The sequence below is a fragment of the Halobaculum roseum genome (assembly GCF_019880245.1).
Lineage (GTDB): Archaea > Halobacteriota > Halobacteria > Halobacteriales > Haloferacaceae > Halobaculum > Halobaculum roseum.
On the sequence record NZ_CP082286.1, the window covers coordinates 2,134,277 to 2,154,160 of the forward strand.

Here is a 19,884-nt window from a genome sequence, read left to right on the forward strand (position 1 = left end):
CAACTGATGGAACTGATCGTCACCGAGAAGGACAACGCCGCGCGGCGCCTCTCGGAGATCCTCTCGAACGGGGACTTCGACACGGAGCGGCGGGCCGGCGTCAACGTCTACCGCTGGGGTGGCACCCGCTGCATCGGGCTGTCGGGCCACGTCGTCGCGGTGGACTTCCCCCCGGAGTACGACGACTGGCGGGACGTGGAGCCGGTCGAACTCATCGACGCGCCCGTCCGAAAGCGCCCGACCCAGGAGGGGATCGTCCGCGCGCTGCGGCTGCTCTCGCGGGACGCCGACCGCGTCGTCATCGCGACCGACTACGACCGCGAGGGCGAGCTGATCGGCAAGGAGGCCTACGAGCTGATCCGCGAGGTGAACGAGGACGTGCCCGTCGACCGCGTGCGCTTCTCGTCGATCACGGAGAACGAGGTGCGCGGTGCGTTCGAGGACCGCGACGAGATCGACTTCGACCTCGCGGCCGCGGGGGAGGCGCGCCAGATCATCGACCTGATCTGGGGGGCGTCGCTGACGCGGTTCCTCTCGCTGTCGGCCCGCCAACTCGGCGACGACTTCATCTCCGTCGGGCGGGTGCAGGGACCGACGCTGAAGCTCATCGTCGACCGCGAGCGCGAGATCGAGGCGTTCGACCCCGAGGACTACTGGGAGCTGTTCGCCGACCTCCTGAAGCGCGAGGGCGCGGAATCGGACCCCGACAAGGACGCCTTCGACGCGCAGTACTTCTACGAGGACGACGACGGCACCGAGGCCGAGCGCGTCTGGGACGAGGCGACCGCCGAGGCGGTGTACGGCCGACTGCGCGAGGCCGAGGCGGCGACCGTCTCATCGGTCCGTCGCCGCCGGCGGACCGACGAGCCGCCCGCGCCGTTCAACACGACGCAGTTCATCCGCGCGGCCTCCTCGATCGGCTACTCCGCCCAGCGGGCGATGAGCATCGCCGAGGACCTGTACACGGCCGGGTTCATCACCTATCCGCGGACGGACAACACCGTCTACCCCGAGGACCTCGACGAGCGCGAGCTGCTGGAGGAGCTGTCGATGGGCCGCGAGTTCGGCGACGACGCCGAGTCGCTGCTGGAGTTGGACGACATCGAGCCGACCGAGGGCGACGAGGAGACGACCGACCACCCGCCGATCCACCCGACGGGCGAGCTGCCGGCGGCCTCGGAGCTCTCCGACGACGAGTGGGAGGTGTACGAGCTGGTCGTGCGCCGGTTCCTCGCGACCTGCGCCCCCGACGCCGAGTGGGAGCACCTCCGCGTCGTCACCGAGGTCGAGGAGGGCGACGACGCCGTGGGCATCGACGAGGGCCTCCTCAGGCTCAAGTCCAACGGCAAGCGCCTCACCGAGGAGGGGTACCACGCGGTGTACCCGTACTTCTCGACCAACGAGAGCTACGTCCCCGACGTGACGGAGGGCGAGGCGCTGGGGATCGTGGAGACGGCGCTGGAGGCCAAGCAGACCCAGCCGCCGCGGCGGTACGGCCAGTCGCGGCTCATCGAGACGATGGAGGACATGGGGATCGGGACGAAGGCGACGCGCCACGACGTGATCCAGAAGCTGTACGACCGCGGCTACATCGAGAGCGACCCGCCGCGCCCGACCGGGCTCGCGAAGGCGGTCGTCGAGGCCAGCGAGGAGTTCGCCGACCGGATCGTGAGCGACGAGATGACCGCCCAACTGGAGGCGGACATGCAGGCCATCGCCTCGGGCGAGAAGGAGTTCGACGAGGTCGCCGACGAGTCCCGGGAGATGCTCTCGCGGGTGTTCGAGGAGCTGGTCGACTCGCGCGAGGAGGTCGGCGACCACCTCCAGAAGTCGCTGAAGGCCGACAAACAGCTCGGGCCGTGTCCCGAGTGCGGCGACACGCTGCTCGTGCGCAAGTCGCGCGCCGGCTCGTACTTCGTCGGCTGCGACGGCTACCCCGAGTGCGAGTACACGCTGCCGCTGCCGTCGACGGGAAAGCCGCTCATCCTCGATGAGGTGTGCGACGACCACGGGCTGAACCACGTGAAGATGCTCGCCGGGCGCAAGACGTTCGTCCACGGCTGCCCGCAGTGTCAGGCCGACGAGGCCGACGAGGAGGAGGACGAGGTCATCGGCGAGTGCCCCGACTGCGGGGAGGAGCACGGCGGCGACCTCGCGATCAAGCGCCTTCGCTCGGGCTCGCGGCTGGTCGGCTGTACCCGGTACCCCGACTGCGACTACTCGCTGCCGCTGCCGCGCCGCGGGGAGATCGAGGTGACCGACGAGACCTGCGAGGAGCACGACCTCCCGCACCTCGTCGTCCACTCGGGCGACGAGCCCTGGGAGCTGGGCTGCCCGATCTGCAACTACCGAGAGTACCAGTCGCGGCAGGCGGGCTCGGAACTGGAGACGATCGACGGGATCGGCGAGAAGACCGCAGAGAAGCTGAAGGACGCCGGCGTGAACGACGTGTCCTCGCTCAAGGAGATGGAGCCGGACGCGCTCGCCGAGCAGGTCGACGGGATCGGCCCGGACACCGTGCGCGACTGGCAGGCGAAAGCCGATTGAATTCGATATCCGTTCCACGGCCCCCCGTCGAAGACGCTATGCGGATCCGCGACGACGCCGGAGCGGTGAACACTGACCGCAACCCCGACGACGCGACGTTCGTCGACGATCTTCCGGCGAACGCCCGCGAGGAACTCGTTCGGTACGTCGCTCGAACGAACCGTGAGCGGAACCGAGCGATCTACGACGCGTTGGCAGACGAGTAGCCCGTGCCCTCGCGACCTCCCCGCAGGCGCCCGTTTTCTGTCGGTTGGTCGTCGGTCGTTTCGCTCCCCTCGCCTCAACGGGATCACCCGCGCCCGCATCCTGGCGTCACCCCGACCAGTCAGTACCTTTATTTATAACTGAACGAGTGTTCAGCTGTGGCCCTCCAGACTGCCCTCCAGCGGACGCCGTCGACGCTCGTCGACAATCCCGTCCTGTTCGTTCCCGTGCTCGCGTTGACTCTCGTGCAGGTACCGCAGTTGCTCCTGCAGTCGAGCGCGCCGCTGATCGCGAGCCTCGTCTCGCTCGCGGCCTCGGCGCTGTACCTCGTCGCGGTGCCGTTCTTCCAGGCGGGGATCATCGGCATGGCCGACGAGGCGCTCGACGGGCGGACGTCGCTGTCGACGTTCGTCGCCGCCGGCAAGGAGCACTTCGTCTCCGTGTTCGTGGTGTATCTGATCCTGCTGGTGGTGAACGTCGCGCTCGGGATGATCGCGTTCGTCGCCGGCATCGTCGGCGTGGTGAGTCTCCTCGGCTCGCTGCCCACGGGCGCGCCCGACCCCGGTGGGGTGAACGTCGCGCTGTTGGCCGCCGTCGCCGTCGTGGTGCTCGCGGTGATGCTCGCGTACCTCGTCGTCGCGTTCCTGATCCAGTTCTACGGGCAGGCGATCGTGATCGACGGCTACGACGCGATCGAGTCGATCACACACAGCGCCGGCGTCGTCCGCCGCAACGTCGTGAGCGTGCTCGGCTACTCCGTCCTCGTCGGCGTGCTCGCTGGCGGGTTCGGGCTGGTCATCGGCCTCGGGTCCGCGCTGGCGGCGCCGCAGTTCGGCGCGGGCGCGCCAGTCGACCCGTTCGTCGTCTCCATGCCGTCGCTGGGGGCGGTCGCGATCTCCGCGGTGACGGTCGTGCTCGGGACGCTGTTCGGCGGCTTCTTCGGGACGCTGTCGGTTGCGTACTATCGGGAGCTGACGGCGTAGGCGCGGCCGAACCTACTGAACTGACTTGGCCGTCGCCGTTGCGACGCTCGTATCCCTCGGCGAACGTGCGCCATCAGTCCTCGGCGTACTCCACGGCGTCCCAGAAGTCGAGATCGAGCGTCTCCTTGGGTCGTCCGCGCCGATACAGCCGGTCGATGTGAACGTACCCTGAGCGGTGTCGATCCGCGCGATCTGCACTTCCTCCTCGGTCGTCGGATCGTTGTAGTGGACGACGACCGCGAACTCCTCGGGTCGTCGAACCCGGGTCGGGCGCGGGCGCTCAGGAAGTACTCGTGGTCGGCGTACCGGCCGAGCCGGTACTCGAACGTCGACTCGCCCATTCAGGCGACGGGCTCGACGAACACGCGCCACCTTTTTCATCGTCGGGTCGCGCTTCGCGCGACCACTCCTCGAAAAATGTGGATCAAAAAAGGGCCGCTCGCTCACTCCGTTCGCTCCCGGACAGCGACAGATCCTCCACGATACCGCTCACGCGACCGGCTCGACGAACACCCGCTCGTGTTTCAGCCGCGGAGCCTTCCGTCCGCCGGATTCCTCGTACTCGACGACACCATACTCGAACAGCACGTCGAGATCGCGGTGCACCGCAGCAACGTCGCGGTCGACCGCGCCCGCGAGCGCCGTGATCGACTCGGGCGTCTCGGTCCGGATCGCGTCGATCAGTTCCTCGCGACGCTCGGTGAGGACGGTCGCCGCCGCCTCGCGGTCGAGGATCAGGAAGTCGTCGTAGCCGGCGCTCGCGAGCCGTCGGGCGAACTCGGCTTTGCTCTCGCGGGTGTCGACGGCCATGCTCGTGTTTTGATGTGAGCGGTCAAAAATCTGTGCGTCACGTACACATCACGAGAACGATTGTTGTCGGCGAAGTTATTACCCCGTCTCGGTGGGGTCTTCCACGGTACAACCGTATTCCCGAGGGTGTTCACTCGGGACTGTTCTCTTCTGCGAACGCACGAACGCGCTTCTCGTGTTCGACCGACAGCCCGGTCTCCCGTGCACTACGGAGCTGCTCGTTCACGACTGCGTTCTGCTGGGGGCCCCATTCCTCGGGCGGATGTGTCCGGATGTACTCGACCCACCGCTTGATGCCCTCGAGACGGGCTTGCTGATTCCGTGCATGCTTCTCGGCAAGCCGCTCAGATCGATTTGAGTCGCTCATAGCTGTCCTCGACTCCGAGTCGTCCGACCCATTCTTCGAGCCGGTCGATCCTAAGTGTTTCCTCGAAGAGCAAGTACAGGTGAGCTGCGTCCTCTAAGTCCTTCTCGGCGGCCAAGTAGAGCTTGTACGCGATCTGCAGCTCGAGCGGTCCGATCGGCAGTTCACGCCCCCCGACTCGAGCACTGATGGAATTCGATAGCGACGCGCGGTCGAACTCGTCGGTCGGGAACTTCACCTCCAGGTGGGGGGTAGTTTGATCTTCTGGGGCGACCCAGATATTCGTCCCCGCCGAGAGGTTGCCATACATCTCTTCGAGTGGCATCGCCGGCCCCCAGAAGCCGGCTTCCTCGAGTTCGTCGACGAGAGCGTCCACCTCCGGAGCCGACAGCTCCTCGATCAGGACGTCGACGTCGTCAGTCGCTCGCGCACGACCGGTGAGAATGGCGAGGTAGCCCGCGATGAACGCATGATCGACATCGCACCGTGCGGCGACAGCCGAGAACTCGAGCGCCAACTCGTCGAGTTCGTTCGGCGGGCGCTCTACGACGAGTATGTCGCCCTCGATCGAAACGCCTGCCATTTCCCGGCTCTACTCGCCGGCCGGACATTAAGTGCACCCCTGGAACCCCGGGCGAGACGACTCCGAGGTCGGATCGGCCCTACCGGGTTCATCTTCGGGTGTCCTCGCTCGCTGTTCAAGGGCTGCACAAACCGTGGATCCGCGTTCGCGAGCGTCGACGGCTACGGTCACATGTTGATTTAGGCGTAGTATACGCCCTCCCACTCGTCGTCGAGGTACTCCAGCGCAGTGTCGAGATCGCGGACGACGTCACCGACGCGCTTCCCACGCTGGTCGATATACACGATCCCCTCGTGCGGAAGGCCGTCCCCCTCGACCAACGAGAGGAAGTCGTCGTCGAACGTGACGAGCGTCCAGTCTCGGTCGCGAGCGTACCTGAGCTGCTCCCTGTCCGTGTGGCCCGCAGTCTCCTCCTCGTGGGCGGTGTGGACAGTTCGACCACGCTGGCGGAGTCCGTCGGCCACCGGAGCCCAGATACTCTCGTCGAGATACAGCACCGGGCTCACGCGGAGGCCGACGACTCCGTCGCGGGACGAAGCTCCTCGATGTGCTCGTAGTAGTACGCGAGCGCGGTGTGCACGTCAACGAGGTCCAGCGGCGGGTACAACTGCGTGATCTCGTCGGGGTCGTACCCGCTGTGCTCGTAGGCGCTCGCGACGTCGACGACGCGAATGCCGGTTCCCTCGATGGTCGGCGAGCCGGCGCTGTGGTCGTCGTCGCGGACGATCTCGGTCATCACTCGGTGGTTCGTCGGTATGGGGTATAAATTCAAGTCCCACCTTTTTCATCGTCGGGTCGCGCTCCGCGCGACCCTCCTCGAAAAATGTGGATCAAAAAGGGCCGCTCGCTCACTTCGTTCGCTCGCGGAACAGTACCCTACTCCCCAACGGCTTCCTCGACGATCTCGATCTCCTCGTCGGTCAGCCCGTACAGCTCGTAGACGATCTCGTCGATCAGGTCGTCGGTGCGCTCGATCTGCTCTTCCAACTCTTCAGCACGAGCCTTCGTCTCTAGATAGCTCTCCAGCCCGTCGCGAACGTCGTCGACGGCGGGCAGCGTGAGCGCGCGGAGCCGGTCCACCAGCGAGTTCGTCTTCGTCGCGGTCTCGCGGAAGCCGGCGAACCCGCCAGCCTCGTCGACGGCGACCGGGACGAACGCCTCGATGAGATCTGCCTCCGTTTCGGTGAGGTCCGTGATTCGCAGCGCCGGGAGTGGGTCCGTCTCCGTGTAACCCCACTGGTCCGTCTCGTGTGCGTCCTCGTCGTCGGGTTTGTAGCGAGCGGTGAGCTGGATCTCGACCGTCGTGTCGGCCCTACGGATGACTTCTGCGTGGCCGACGCGGAGATTCGGTTTCTGCTCGGTCGTCTCTTGGAGGATTGACTCGGCGGCATCCTCCGGAGGTTGGGTAAAGCCGACATCCGCGAGCTTCGGGCCATCGGAATATGACCCAAGGTGATCTTGAATTTTCAGATTCAGCGATTTGAGGGCTCTTTGTGACTCTAACTGCGAATTAGCAAGGGAGCAAAGCTGGTTGAACGCAGAATCAGACTCTGTTTGAGCCTCCGCGTTCACAGTCTCAGGTTGATCTTGTTTGGGAACCTCTGTATTCTTGGCATGGTTCACATTCGGCAGGCAGAATGGTTCCAGATAATCCGTTTTGAACGTAAAGTACCCCCCTCTGAGCACATACCCAGTGCTTCGAAGATAGAACCAGAGCAACTTGCTATTCAAAATCGTGAGTAGGAACTTCTCATGAATACCCTCCTCGGCTACAATCCCGTATACTTTGGATTTGTGGAAGACTCCAACATCGTCATAGGTGAAGTTCCCACCGTAGCTGATTTCCGGTGTGACCAACTTCTGATTGAGAAATTCCGGCATATTCTGTGCTCGGGTAAAGTCGTACCATCTTTCGGTATCCATGCTCCCGCTATCTCGTGATCGAAGATCAGACTCGTGTGATTTGAGATAGTCGTGAGTATTGGGATAATCCGATTCCAGCGTATCCTCGCTAATGAATTCTAGCCCTGTGCTTCCACTGTGATACGGTAGAATGACTGACTGCGGCGGGTCAAGTGGTTCATATCGCTTCACGTCTTGACCTTTGAGAAACGGATAGACAAGTGAGGATTCTACGACTGCTTTCTCGCCATGGCCGTTTTCGATCAGCGTTGTCTCTCCTCGGTCCTCTATTTGATTAACCAAGTACGTATTATCAGCACTCGTGATGACTCCTTGGTATATCTTCTTAGTAGCATCTGCGAGAGAGAGTGCCTTCTCATCAATTTTCTTCAGCACCCTGAGGACCTCTGGGGATTTGAATACCCAAGGGTCTCCGTCCAGTTCTGGATCGATTCTCCGGTAGTTCGGCGTTGTACCGGTGGCTAACTCTTGTGGATCAATTTCAGCGTATTTGTGCCCTTGTTGTCCAGATTTGCTGAGAACAAGAACACAAGTGTACACGGATGCGTTTCTGAATACTTGTCTGTGTCCGAATGATAAAATCTGCTCAATAGCTTCTCTCTCAGCTAGGAATTCGCGCAACCCCTCTCCGAAGTCATTTTGGAAGAACTTGTGTGGTTCTATGTACCCGAGGTATCCATGGCTAGACAACAGTGTATACCCCTTCTCAGTAAAGTTCGCATATAAGTCGAAGTTTCTCGTCGAGGATCTGTACTGAGAAAGGTATTCTGCTTGTTCTGGGACGGACGTGCGGAGTTCTTGGATCCGCACATACGGAGGGTTCCCAACAACCGCATCGAACCCCCCATCGTCGCGCTTCTCCCCATCAGTCCCGAAGAACACCTCGGGGTACTCCAGCTCCCAGTGGAAGAAGTCCTCGTCGTCGGCCATCGCCTGCGCCGACGCAAACCAATCCTCCCCCTGCACCTCAGCCCACTCCTCGGCGTCCTCGATCGCTCCGGCCATCTCCTCGTACACACCCTCGGGCACATCCAACCCGAACTGCTCAGCAGTGTGGACGTTCGCCAACTCGAATAAGCGCCCGTACAACGGATCCGAGCGAATCTCGTCGTACGTCTCCTCCATCGACTTGATGTCCGCGAGCGTCTCGTTGTCGATGGCGAGCAGCTCCGACATCAGCTCCATCACGTGCTCGAGCGTGTCGCGGCGAGCCTTCGCGAACACTTGCGTGAGCGTCAACTGTCCGCCTTCCTGGGCGCTATCATCTGACAGCACCTCGGTGATGTCCGACCCCACCAACGAGTTCCCATCCTTCAGGTGGTGGTCGAGGAACGCGAGCGGTTGGTCAGTCGCAAGCGTCTCTAGCCACATCGACAGCTTCGCGAGCTCGACGGCCATCCCGTTGATGTCGACGCCGTAGATACACTCGCGGGCGATGATCCGCCGGATGTCCTGTTCGTCGTAGCTTTGAATCTCCTGCTGGCGGATGACCTCCATCACCTGCTCGGTCAGATACCCAGTTGCCTTCGTGAGGAAGTGCCCCGAGCCCATCGCCGGATCGAGCACGGTCAACTCGCGGATCTGCTCCAAGAACGGCGCGATGTACCCCTTGTCGCCAGGCTCCAACCCTTCCTCTTCGCGGATGTCCGCTTTGATCTCCTCGACCAGCGGGTCGATCGTCTCCTCGACGATGTAGGCGACGACGTAGTCCGGCGTGTAGTATGCGCCGGTGGCCTTGCGCTCGCCGTCGTCGTTCACCACGTACAACTCCCCCGCCTCGACCGTCTCGACGGCGTCGGCGACGCTCACCTCCGTCGCGGGCTTCCACACCTGCCCGCCGTCCTCCGAGACTGCGGCGTACTGCTCGGATGCGATACGGAACTCGTGTTCGAGCAGGCCCTCGTAGATCGTCCCGAGGTGACGCGTGTCCAGGTCGGCGTAGTCGGCGAGCACGTAGCCGTCGCCGTCGTCGGCCGTCGTCGTCCCGAGCCGATAGACGACCTCGGCGACGTAGCGGTCGGCGACCTCGTTGTTCGCGAGGAACGCGTGCTCGTCGTCGTCGAAGAGGCCGCCGTTGTACGGCGGGATGCCCAGCGACTCCTCGCCGGAGTCGATGAGCCCGAACAGGTCCTGGAGGCGCCCCCACATCGACGTCGAGTACTCGCTGTATTCGTCGAAGGAATCGCCCGCGTCAATGTCCTCGTGGATCTCTTGGCGCAGCTCGTCGAGGCTGAAGTTCTCGTTGAACTCGGCTTCGCGAGCGGGCTCGTCCGGGCTGATGAGGTGCCGCGATTCGGCATAGAGGACGAACATCAGCCGGTACAGGAGGACGAGCGACTGCTCTTTCAGCTCCTCGCGAGCCTCCTCGTCGTCGGGATCTATCGCGAGGTCGTTGGTCTCGACGAAGCCCTCGCCGAGGATGCGCAGCGCGGTGAAGACGTTGTCCTGCAGGTCCTCGCCGAGTTCCTGTGCGGCCGTCTCCGATTCGTTCCAGACGGTTTCGAGGAACGTCGTGCCCGCCGTCTCGCGGAACGCGGCCGGCCGGAAGAACGCGTAGAAGTACTTGAACTGTTCGAGGTCGCCGGATTCGAGGAGTTCGGGCAGGTTGACCTCGTAGTAGGTCTCGGTGGCGTAGTCTTTGGTGCCGTAGAGGCGCCACGTCCTGCCGTCCGTGAGGATGCCCCACTCCAGCCGCTCGGGCGTGTGTTCGAGGTAGTACTTGATCTGGTGGGAGGCGTCGCGATACGATCGCGTCTCGGCGAACCGTTGGGTGAAGTCGGCGTCCCACTGCTTGGCTTCGAGCACTGCGGAGGCCAGCGAGTACATCGCGTCGCGGTCGCCGTCGCGCTTGCGGCTGCTGGCGTCGCGGCGTTTCTCGTCGGACTCGAACAGGAGGCGATCGTTGTACCCCTCGCTGTCCGGGAGGGTCGTCTCCGAGAGTGACCCGAAGCCGAGGACGTCCAGCACCTCGTCGATCCACGAGTCGAGCAGCTCGTCCTCCTTGTAGGAGGCGACGAGCTCGCCCTCCAGTTCCCACAGGTGTTGGAGTTCCTCGAAGGCGGCCCCGGCCGCCTCGTCGCAGTCCCACGCGTCGAGGTCGTCGACGCGCTCGTCGAGATAGTAGCCGGAGAAGAGGTTCGAATTACGGTAAGGCGCGGACCCGAGCGTCGCCTGACTCATGTGCTATCCACCGAGGGAGTCCGCGTCGGCAAGAATCTACGGGTGTCACACCGCTCGCATCCGCGCCCTTTTTAGCGCTCTGCACACCATCCCCACCAACATGAGCGCCCCCTGGGAGGAGTGGGATCACGTCCTGAAGATCGACCCGGACAAGGAACTGTACGGCGACGAGACGTTCGCGGACGCCTGCGAGACCGGCACGGACGCCATCGAGATCGGCGGCACGCTGGACGTGACCTCCGAGAAGGCCACCCGCGTCATCGAGGCGTGCAAGGAGCACAACGTCCCGCTGTACCAGGAGCCGTCGAACCCGGCGGTCGTCGTCGACGACGAGGCGCTCGACGGCTACCTCATCCCGACCGTCTTCAACGCCGACGACCCGTTCTGGATCACCGGCGCCCACAAGGAGTGGGTGCGCATCGCCGACGACCTCGACTGGGACCGCACCCACACCGAGGCGTACATCGTGCTCAACCCCGACGCCTCCGCCGCCGAGCTCACCGGCGCCGACTGCGACCTCACCCCCGAGGAGGTCGGCGCGTACGCCCGCGTCGCCGAGAAGATGTTCGGCCAGGACATCGTCTACGTCGAGTACTCGGGCACCCTGGGCGACCGCGAGACCGTGAAGGCCGCCCACGACGCGCTCGATGACTCGACCCTCTTCTACGGCGGCGGCATCCACGACTACGACGACGCCCACGCGATGGGCAAAGTGGCCGACACCGTCGTCGTCGGCGACCTGCTCCACGACGAAGGCGCCGACGCCGTCCGCGAGACCGTCGAGGGCGTCACGGACGCCCACGCCGAGCTCGCCGACGCCTGAGTCTCGCCCGCCCCGTCCCGCCTCCCCTCCGTTTCCCCGCCCCGGATCCCCCTCCGACGCCGGTTTTCACGCCTCGTGGTCGCCGTCGCCGCCGACCCGGGGGAACCGCAGCGTGACGACGCTCCCGCCACCCTCGCGGTCGTCGACGGACGTGGCGCCGTCGACGGCGTCGACGATCCAGTGGACCACCCACAGGCCCATGCCGGAGCTGGACTCCAGGGCGTCCTCGCCGCCCTCCTCGAGCACGGTCCGCTCGCGCTCGGGGAACCCCGGGCCGTCGTCGGCGACCGACACCTCGACGACTCCGCCGCCCTCGTCGCCAGCGTGCGCGCCACCGGCACTGCCGTGGGCGCCGGCACCCCCGCCATCGCCGTGCTCGGCCGCGAGCGTGTCGTCGGGGCGGATCCGCACGACGACCTCGACGGTCGGGTCCGACGCGTCGTTGTGCTCGACGGCGTTCTCGACGACGTTGTGGATCGCCGACTCCAACAGGTCGTGGCCCGGCACGATCGCCCGCCCGGGATCGGCGTCGGTCCGGAACGACACCGTCGCCTCCGGGTAGTCGCGACCGATCGCGGCGACGACGCGCTCGGCGACGAGCGCGAGGTCGGTCGTCTCATCGACGTGCTCGTCGCCCAGCACCGCGTCCTCCGCGAGGCGGGCGTGGTCGCTCAGCCGCTCGATGCGCTCGGCGCGCGCCTCGATCCCGTCGAGGTACTCGACGATGTCGGCGTCGCCCTCGCGGCGGGCGCGGTCGAGATAACCCGCGATCACCGTGAGGTCGTTGCGCACGTCGTGGCGCAGCACCCGGTTGAGCACCGTGAGCACCTCGACGAGCTGCTCGTAGCGCGCGGTCGCCTCCTCGGCCTCGGCGGTGCGCATCCGGACGCGCACGTCGCCGATGCCGACGGCGGCGCCGAAGACGACGCCGCCGCAGGCCCAGCCGCCGGCCGCCGCAGGCGAGAACGAGTCGAGCGCCCCGACGGCGGCGCTGTACGCCTGCATCACCACCGCGCCCACGACCAGCGGGATCACGCCGACGACGAGCCAGCCGGCCAGGCGAGCGTGGTGCTCGCGCGGCAGGTCGGTCCGGGCGACCCACGCGAGGACGACACCGTACGCCCACACCGCACACAGCGGTCCGACGAGCCCCAACACGACCGACCCCGGGCTCCGCCCGGCCGAGGTGAACGCCAGCGCGGCGGTGCCGACGACGAGCGCGCCGGTGAACGCCCCGCTCGCGGCCAACGCCCTGGAGAACCACGCCGGCCCGCCGGTGTCGGCGGCGGCGTCGCCCGCGGCGGACCCGCTGTCGGCGACGCCGGTACCCCCGCCGTCGGTCGCGACGCTGTTCGCGTCGCTGCGGTTCCCCCCGGGTCGGCCCGCGTCCGTCACTGCGCGTCGATTCGGGTCCGGAGGCATAAGCGTACCTTCCCGGGTATCACCGCGCGGAACCGGGCCGCTCAGGCCGACCGAACCGCCCGTGGTAAGCCTTCACGGGGCGTGACAACGGGGATCGACCGAGTTTAAAGCCTCGCGCCGGAACCGGACTGTATGCACGGTCGAACCTACACGGCTGACGCGACCCCGGGCGAGGCGGTCACCGTCGCCGGCTGGGTCCACGAGACCCGCGACCTCGGCGGCATCGCGTTCCTGATCCTCCGCGACAAGACGGGGAAGATCCAGGTCAAGCTCGAGAAGGACGAGATGGACGAGGCGATGGTCGACACCGGTCTCGACGCCCACCGCGAGTCCGTCCTGAAGGTCGAGGGCGACGTGAAGGAGGAGCCCCGCGCGCCCACCGGCGTCGAGGTCGTCCCGACCGACATCGAGGTCGTCGCGCCCGCCGACCCCGAGCTCCCGCTCGACCCCTCCGGAAAGGTCGACGCCGAGCTCCCGACCCGGCTGGACAACCGAACGCTCGACCTCCGCAAGCCCGAGGTACAGGCCGTCTTCGAGATCCGCGCGGAGCTGCTGCGCGCCGTCCGCGACGCCTTCCGGAGCCACGACGCCACCGAGATCAACACCCCGAAGATCGTCGCCACCGGCACCGAGGGCGGCACGGAGCTGTTCCCCATCTCCTACTTCGGCGAGGAGGCGTTCATGAACCAGAGCCCGCAGCTGTTCAAGCAGCTCATGGCCGGCTCCAACCTCGAGCGCGTCTTCGAGATCGGCCCGATCTTCCGCGCCGAGGAGCACAACACGCCCCGCCACCTCAACGAGGCCCACTCCATCGACTTCGAGGGCGCCTTCTGTGACCACACGGAGGCGATGGACGTGGCCGAGGCGGTCACGAAGGCCGCCTACGAGGCGGTGCAGGAGAACTGCGCCGACGAGCTGGAGACGCTCGGGCTCGCCGACGAGTTCGCGGTCCCCTCGGGCGAGTTCCCGCGCCTGAGCTACCAGGAGGCGCTCGACCGCGTCAACGCGACGGGCGAACTCGACGAGCACCTCGTGTGGGGCGACGACCTCTCGACGGAGGCCGAGCACGTGCTCGGCCGGGAAGTGGGAGAGCACTACTTCATCACCGACTGGCCCTCGGAGGTCAAGCCGTTCTACATCAAGGACCACGACGACGACGAGGAGAAGTCGACCGGCTTCGACATGATGCACCCGCGCATGGAACTCGTCTCGGGCGGCCAGCGCGAGCACCGCCACGAGCAGCTCATCGCGGGCTTCGAGCAACAGGGCCTCGACCCCGAGGAGTTCGAGTACTACACGAAGATGTTCAAGTACGGCATGCCGCCCCACGCCGGCTGGGGGATGGGCGCCGAGCGCCTCCTCATGACGATGCTCGATCTGGACAACATCCGCGAGGCCGTGCTCTTCCCGCGCGACCGCCAGCGTCTCAGCCCGTGATCGCGTTCCGGGCCCCGGCGTGACGGGCGGGACGGCTGTCAGCCGCTGATCCCGATCTGACGCAACCGAGGGGTTCCGCCCCCAGCTCGGACGATCGCGGGATCGAGTGGACCACCGGCCTCCGACACGACCGGCGCCACTCAATCGGCGGTTTGAGCATTCAGTACCTCAATAGTGCCGCCCCCGCATGGTCCACCCGTGATGCGACTACGACCCTCCCGCCGGCGACCTCGTCGCCGGCAGCCCTCCACGCGTAGCGGTCTCCCAGCAACACCGTCCGACGGGTGGTGTCCGTGACGCGGTTCGTTGGCACCAAGGTCCTTGCGGCGGCGCTCGTGCTCGTGCTCGTCGTCTCGGCCGTCCCGTCGACCGTCGGCGCCGTCGCGACGACGGGAGCGCCCACCCACTCGACGGAACAGACGGACGAGGCCACCGGCACGATCGACACCGACGGGGACGAACTTCGGCTTCAGGCCGGACCGGGACAGGCCGTGTCCGGACGCACGTCGCTCCCCGCGGGAACGGAGGTGAGCGTCCGGATCCACTCGACCGGGGACACCCAGCCGGCGTTCATCAGGTCGGCCGACGCGGTCGTCGCGCCGGACGGCTCGTTCCGTGCGGTGTTCGACCTCTCGTCGGTCGAAGCGGGGGCGAGCGTCGAGGCGTCCGTCGTCCACAACGGAACGGTGCTGGCACGCGCGCCCGGTCGGATACTTCAGTGTGAGTCGGCCTGTGCGGCCGTCACCCCGGAGACGCCGAACGCGACGGTGAACAGCCCCTCGCCGGACGGGACGATCGAGGCGGGTCCGGGTCGAACCGTCAACGGGACCGCGAACCTCCCGCCGGGGACCACCCTTACCGTACGGATGGAGGGGACGGGGTCGACCTCGTTCCTCCATCAGGGCTCGGCGGTCGTAGACCACACGGGCGCGTTCCGGGCCGGATTCGACCTCACGCGGATCCCGGCGCCGGCACCCGGACGGATCACCGTCCGACACAACGGCACGGTCATCGCGTCGCGGTCGGTCGAGGTAACGACGTGCGAGGACGACTGCGAGCCGCCGGAGCCGCCCGAGGCGGGATCGGACTCCTCGACGATGCACCAGCGCAACCAGACGCTGTACGACGACCTCGCCACCGTCACGGTGGACCAGGGGTCGGTCGCCCGGATCGAGTTGACGCTCGAACCTCGCACGTCGACGCTCACGATCGGCGGGCCGAACCTCAGTTACGCGCTCAACCTCTCGGTGATCGACGGGAACGACGACGACCGCGTCGTCGTGCTGTTCGAAACCGCCGCGATCGGTCAGGGTGACGCGGCGGTCTCCGTCGCGGACGAGCGCGACGAGGTTTCGGTCATCGACGAACGGGTGGACGGCAACCGATCGGTACTCGACGAGGGCGTCTATCCGCTCGTCCAGTCCGTCGGGGGGCTCTCGACGGAGCGCGACGACAACGCGACGACGTTCCTCGTCGAACGGGGCCGGCTGGCGGTGACGGACACGCCGATCGACGGGGACGGGAACGAATCGGTGGTCGAATCGCCCGGCATCGAGACCGAGAACACGAGCGACCGGGACGCAGAACCCGAACCGATCCGGGGGACGATCGGGGAGCCGACCCGGATGACGGTCCGGACCGACGAGGCGAAGGCGATGATCGTCCGCATCGGGCCGTACAACGGCGCGTACACGCTCACTGCCGTCGTCCGCGACGGCGACGGCGACGAGCGTGTCGGCCTCGCGTTCGACACGAGTGTCGCCGCCGGGGTCAGCGACGGCGACCCGCTCGTCGCCACATCGAGCGAGGACTCCGTCGTCGTCACCTACGAGAACGGAACGCTCGCGGCGGACACGTATCGGATCGTCCTCTCGCGTACCGACGGGCTTCCGGAGGACCGCGACTGGGAGTCGGCCACCGACGAGACGGGCCGGATCGTCGAGTCGACGAGGTTCGTCGTCGCCGAGGGCGTGCAGAGTCCGACCCAACGCGACGATCGAGCGTCCCCCCGCGGCGGGATTCCGATCGTCCCGTTCGGCGCACTCGCGGTGGCCGGGCTCTTCGCGACCGTGGGGATCGGGCTGGTCACCGGGGCGATTAAACGCTGACACGAGGAACCGTGGCAGTGATCGGGACGTGCGACCGCCCAGACGGCGACCTCGACAGGGAGGCTTCCGCACGACACGACAGGGGTGCGAACATGCAGGGACACGGAGCATCGAACGATGTGGCGTGACGGTCGCGACGGTCCCCGGGCGACCCTCGCCGGGATCCGAGGACGGATCCGTGTGGACCGGGAGCGGCTGCGACTGATCGCTGCGGCGGTCCTCGCGGTGTTACTCGTCCTCGGGGGCCTCCTCGGAACGAGCGCGTGGGGACTCGGCGCTGATCGTCCGGCACCGAGCGAGGCTAGCCGGTCGGAATCGACCGCCGTCGACGAGCTACACGAACGCGGAGTCACGGGGTCGAACGTCACGGTCGGGGTCGTCTCCGCGACGGGAGTCGACCCGTCCGCGGCCGGCGTCGACGACCGGGTCGTCGCGGCCCGCGCGTTCGGAACCGAGGGCGTGGTGCCCGCCTCGGAGTCGGCCCGTCACGGGACGGCGACGGCCGCGACGGTCGCCGACGTCGCGCCCGACGCCGAGTTCTACCTCGCGTCGTTCGACGCCGCGACGGACTTCACGGCGGCGCTGCGGTGGATGCGGCGGTCGAACGTCGACGTGATCGTCGCCCCCGTCTCGTTGTACGCCCGGACCGACGGTGACGCCGACGTGAACCGGGCCATCGAACGGACGGTCGCCGCCGGTTCGATCGTCGTCGTCCCGGCCGGAAACGTCGGACTGAGCCACTGGCGGGGCGAGTTCGCGCCGAACCGGACTGGAACGCATCGGTTCGCCGGCGGTCCCCGAACATACCTCCGGGGCGAGGACTCGCGGGTGTCCGTGTGGCTGTCGTGGAACCGATCGGCGGCGCCGACGCGAGCCGAGCAGACGGGCGATGGCGAATCGCCGTCTCCCCCGTTCAGCGTCGAATTGTATCGCGAAACCGAGCGAGGAAACAGACTCGTCGGTCGGTCGGTCCCGTATCACCCCTCGGACGGCCGAACGGTGCGGCTGTCCCGTCGCGTCGATCCCACGGGGACGTACTTCGTCACGATACGCGGCCCCCGTGATGCGGGTCCGGTCGCGCTTCGGCTGCTCTCGCCGACGCACACGCTTCAGTACCGCGACCGCGCCGGCAGTCTCGTGGCTCCGGGCGACGCACAGCGGGCGATCACCGTCGGCGCGTGGGACCCCCGACGGGAACGGGTACATCGGTACAGCGGCGCCGGACCGACCGCCGACGGGCGTACCGGTGTCGATGTCGTCGCGCCGTCGCCCCGGGAGGCCCCACCCGTCGCGGCGGAGTTCGACGGAACGTCCGCGGCGTCGGCGTACGTCGCGGGCGTCGCCGCGCTCGTTCGGTCGGCGAACCCGGACTTGACCCCTCGACAGGTCAACGCGGTGCTCGCGGCGACGGCGGGCGATGTCGGCCCCGCCGGGCGGGACCCCGTCAGCGGCTACGGGGTGGTCGCGCCGAACGCCGCCGTCGGCCGCGCCCGCAACCTCTCCACGTGACGCCCCACCGATCAAATCGCCGTTTGAACGATACGTGCGTATTTGGTCCTCGAATCGCACCTATCGAACACAGCAATGGCGAGTCCGATCGAACGTCTTCGCGGACGTACCGCCCGCCCCGCCACGGAGTCGCGCGTCATCGATCTGGCCGGGGAGGAGTCGGAGGACGTCCTCGACGCGCTGGCTACCGGGACACGCCGGCAGCTGTACCTGTCGCTGTTCGACTCGACGGCGACGACGAGCGAACTCGCCGAACGTGTCGACACGTCGGTACAGAACGTCCACCATCACGTCTCGGTGCTCCGTGATGTCGGCCTCGTCGAGCCGATCGACACGGTCTACTCGGAGAAGGGGAACGAGATGACGGTGTACGGCCCGGCCTCGGACCCGTTGGTGCTCGTCGGCGACCATCGACACGTGGGCTCGGACGACGTCTCCCTCGCCGATCTCGGTGCCGGAGTCGGACTGCTCGCGCTCGCGAGCGTGGTCGTGCAGTGGGCGGCCGAACGGGTGTGGACACAGGTGTCCACGGTACCCGGCGCGGTCGGCACGGCCAGCTACGCCGATGGCGGGTCCTCGCTCGTTGCCACGATCGCGTGGTTCGTCTTCGAGGTCGTCGAACCCGGGGTGCTGTTTTTCGTTGCGGGGCTCCTCGTCGCCGTCCTCGTCTCGCTCGCGTCCGGCGGGGATCGGACTCGTTGATCCCCTCATCGCCGCCGCGCCTCACCTGATGCGCTCGTTCTCGCCGTCGTCGCCGCGTCGCCACCGCGCCACCTCCGCGCCGCAGTCCGCACAGACGGTGACGAGCTGCGCCTCGTCGTCGGGCGCGCGTTCGATCGACACCGCGACCTCGTCGCCGCAGGCTGGACAGTCGTCGCGCTTCAGCTGCTCGCCGTACGCCAGCGGCGCGCCCAGCGCGAGCGCCGTCACCCGATCCTCGCCGACGTTCCACCCGCGCTGGAACTTCCCCGGGGGGATCCGGATCGCCTCCATCGGCCCGACCTCGACCTCGCGGCGCTCGGCCGGCGCGCCGGGATCGGCCGAGCCGACGGGGTCGTCCGGGGCCTCGGGCTCGGGGCCGACGACCCACGTCGCGGTTCCCGAGAGCACGACGAACCCCTCCTCTTGCACCTCGTGGGTGTGGTAGGCGAACGCGAACGAGTCGCCGGGCGCGAGCTCGTAGTAGTTGATCGCGAGGTCCTCGCAGCCGAGCGGCTCGGTGAGGTGGCGCATCACCGCCGCCGGCTGCAGCGAGTTGTCGAGGTCGTCGAGGACGACGTGGTCCATACCGCAGGGGACGAGCGTCGCGATAAAAGGTCGCGGGTCGGCGCCCTCCGAACGACAAAAGCCTACTGGCAACTACCTTACACGCCTGGCGCGTCAAGTCTCCTCCTATGGAAGACAGCGACGCCGAACTCCACGAGGCGGTGCTCGCGGAGGCCGGCAACCGCGGGCCGACGATGCGAGTTCGCGACCTGGTCTCGATCGACGAGCGCTCCCACCGCGACGGCGCCGGCGTGGCTGCGAACCTCGTCGAACGGTACGTCGAGGCGGTGGGCGAGGACGGCCCCGTTGACGCCGACCGTCTGCGTCGGGCCCTCTCGGAGCGCCGCACAAGCGCGGAGTCGTGGGTCGGTCCGGACGCGGTGTACGAGGTGGGCGAGGGCCGCGTGAGCGCGTTCCCGAACCTGTGGCACGACAGGCTCGGGCCGGACGCCGACCTACGGGGATTCGCCGAGACGATCCTCGCGGACGTGGACGACACGAACGAGGCGTTCGACGTCGGCGGCGCCGGCCACGGCGTCCCGCGGAGCGTCCTCGTCGAGGCGGCCGCGGTGATCGCCGGCGTCGACCCCGAGGAGACGGCGGCGGCGCTGGACGGCTTCCGGCGCGAGGGCGTCTTCAGCGTCGACGCCGACCAACACCCCCACGCTCGGGTGCAGTTCACCGACGACGCGCGGCCCGAGTCGCTCTCCCCGGAGTAGTCGGCC

General features: G+C 67.0%; 17 protein-coding genes. 9 read left to right on the forward strand and 8 right to left on the reverse strand.

The window, feature by feature from the left end; translation table 11 throughout:
- The first annotated feature begins 6 nt into the window (after positions 1–6).
- From K6T36_RS10800 to K6T36_RS10810, 3 genes are all read left to right on the forward strand, one after another.
- Positions 7–2,547, forward strand: coding sequence for a DNA topoisomerase I (locus K6T36_RS10800; protein WP_222921288.1), 2,541 nt, complete (start codon positions 7–9; stop codon positions 2,545–2,547).
- A 38-nt stretch (positions 2,548–2,585) separates the two neighbouring features.
- The gene (locus tag K6T36_RS10805) at positions 2,586–2,753 is read left to right on the forward strand and encodes a hypothetical protein (protein WP_222921289.1); all 168 of its coding nucleotides are present in this window, start codon (positions 2,586–2,588) and stop codon (positions 2,751–2,753) included.
- 156 nt (positions 2,754–2,909) lie between these two features.
- Positions 2,910–3,734 (forward strand): DUF7847 domain-containing protein, encoded by an 825-nt coding sequence (locus K6T36_RS10810; RefSeq protein ID WP_222921290.1) that lies wholly within the window; start codon positions 2,910–2,912, stop codon positions 3,732–3,734.
- A gap of 489 nt (positions 3,735–4,223) precedes the next feature.
- On the opposite strand, the gene K6T36_RS10815 is transcribed toward K6T36_RS10810, so the two are convergent.
- The 6 genes from K6T36_RS10815 to K6T36_RS10840 all read right to left on the reverse strand — a co-directional run bounded on the left by K6T36_RS10815 (position 4,224) and on the right by K6T36_RS10840 (position 10,594).
- Positions 4,224–4,544 (reverse strand): HVO_A0114 family putative DNA-binding protein, encoded by a 321-nt coding sequence (locus K6T36_RS10815; protein WP_222921291.1) that lies wholly within the window; start codon positions 4,542–4,544, stop codon positions 4,224–4,226.
- Positions 4,545–4,674: 130 nt separating this feature from the next.
- Positions 4,675–4,911: a DUF8150 family protein gene (locus tag K6T36_RS10820; protein WP_222923485.1), complete on the reverse strand. Its 237-nt coding sequence runs from the start codon at positions 4,909–4,911 to the stop codon at positions 4,675–4,677.
- On the reverse strand, positions 4,889–5,491 hold the full coding sequence (locus K6T36_RS10825) for a hypothetical protein (protein ID WP_222921292.1): 603 nt from the start codon (positions 5,489–5,491) through the stop codon (positions 4,889–4,891). The genes K6T36_RS10820 and K6T36_RS10825 overlap by 23 nt, the downstream gene beginning before the upstream one ends.
- A gap of 179 nt (positions 5,492–5,670) precedes the next feature.
- A complete protein-coding gene (locus K6T36_RS10830) occupies positions 5,671–5,997 on the reverse strand; it encodes a DUF5615 family PIN-like protein (RefSeq protein ID WP_222921293.1) in 327 nt (108 codons plus the stop codon).
- Positions 5,994–6,227, reverse strand: a complete 234-nt coding sequence (locus K6T36_RS10835; RefSeq protein WP_222921294.1) for a DUF433 domain-containing protein — start codon at positions 6,225–6,227, stop codon at positions 5,994–5,996. The genes K6T36_RS10830 and K6T36_RS10835 overlap by 4 nt, the downstream gene beginning before the upstream one ends.
- A 140-nt stretch (positions 6,228–6,367) precedes the next feature.
- Positions 6,368–10,594, reverse strand: coding sequence for an Eco57I restriction-modification methylase domain-containing protein (locus K6T36_RS10840; protein ID WP_222921295.1), 4,227 nt, complete (start codon positions 10,592–10,594; stop codon positions 6,368–6,370).
- Between the two features lie 100 nt (positions 10,595–10,694).
- Between K6T36_RS10840 and K6T36_RS10845 the strand changes: the two genes are divergently transcribed.
- Positions 10,695–11,417: a phosphoglycerol geranylgeranyltransferase gene (locus K6T36_RS10845; protein ID WP_222921296.1), complete on the forward strand. Its 723-nt coding sequence runs from the start codon at positions 10,695–10,697 to the stop codon at positions 11,415–11,417.
- 66 nt (positions 11,418–11,483) lie between these two features.
- Here the strand turns inward: K6T36_RS10845 and K6T36_RS10850 are convergent, their stop codons facing one another.
- On the reverse strand, positions 11,484–12,812 hold the full coding sequence (locus K6T36_RS10850; protein WP_222921297.1) for a sensor histidine kinase: 1,329 nt from the start codon (positions 12,810–12,812) through the stop codon (positions 11,484–11,486).
- Between the two features lie 159 nt (positions 12,813–12,971).
- On the opposite strand from K6T36_RS10850, the gene aspS reads away from it, so the two are divergent.
- From aspS to K6T36_RS10870, 4 genes are all read left to right on the forward strand, one after another.
- On the forward strand, positions 12,972–14,276 hold the full coding sequence (gene aspS / locus K6T36_RS10855) for an aspartate--tRNA(Asn) ligase (protein WP_222921298.1): 1,305 nt from the start codon (positions 12,972–12,974) through the stop codon (positions 14,274–14,276).
- Between the two features lie 293 nt (positions 14,277–14,569).
- On the forward strand, positions 14,570–16,384 hold the full coding sequence (locus tag K6T36_RS10860; RefSeq protein ID WP_222921299.1) for a BGTF surface domain-containing protein: 1,815 nt from the start codon (positions 14,570–14,572) through the stop codon (positions 16,382–16,384).
- 180 nt (positions 16,385–16,564) lie between these two features.
- Positions 16,565–17,893 (forward strand): S8 family serine peptidase, encoded by a 1,329-nt coding sequence (locus tag K6T36_RS10865; protein WP_303651367.1) that lies wholly within the window; start codon positions 16,565–16,567, stop codon positions 17,891–17,893.
- A gap of 75 nt (positions 17,894–17,968) precedes the next feature.
- Positions 17,969–18,595 carry an ArsR/SmtB family transcription factor gene (locus tag K6T36_RS10870; RefSeq protein WP_222921300.1) on the forward strand — a complete coding sequence of 209 codons (627 nt, stop codon included), beginning with the start codon at positions 17,969–17,971 and terminating at the stop codon, positions 18,593–18,595.
- 21 nt (positions 18,596–18,616) lie between these two features.
- Here K6T36_RS10870 and K6T36_RS10875 read toward each other — a convergent pair whose 3' ends face one another.
- Positions 18,617–19,180 (reverse strand): cupin domain-containing protein, encoded by a 564-nt coding sequence (locus tag K6T36_RS10875; protein ID WP_222921301.1) that lies wholly within the window; start codon positions 19,178–19,180, stop codon positions 18,617–18,619.
- 107 nt (positions 19,181–19,287) lie between these two features.
- Here K6T36_RS10875 and K6T36_RS10880 point away from each other — a divergent pair, with 107 nt between their 5' ends.
- On the forward strand, positions 19,288–19,878 hold the full coding sequence (locus K6T36_RS10880; RefSeq protein ID WP_222921302.1) for a hypothetical protein: 591 nt from the start codon (positions 19,288–19,290) through the stop codon (positions 19,876–19,878).
- Positions 19,879–19,884 lie beyond the last annotated feature (6 nt).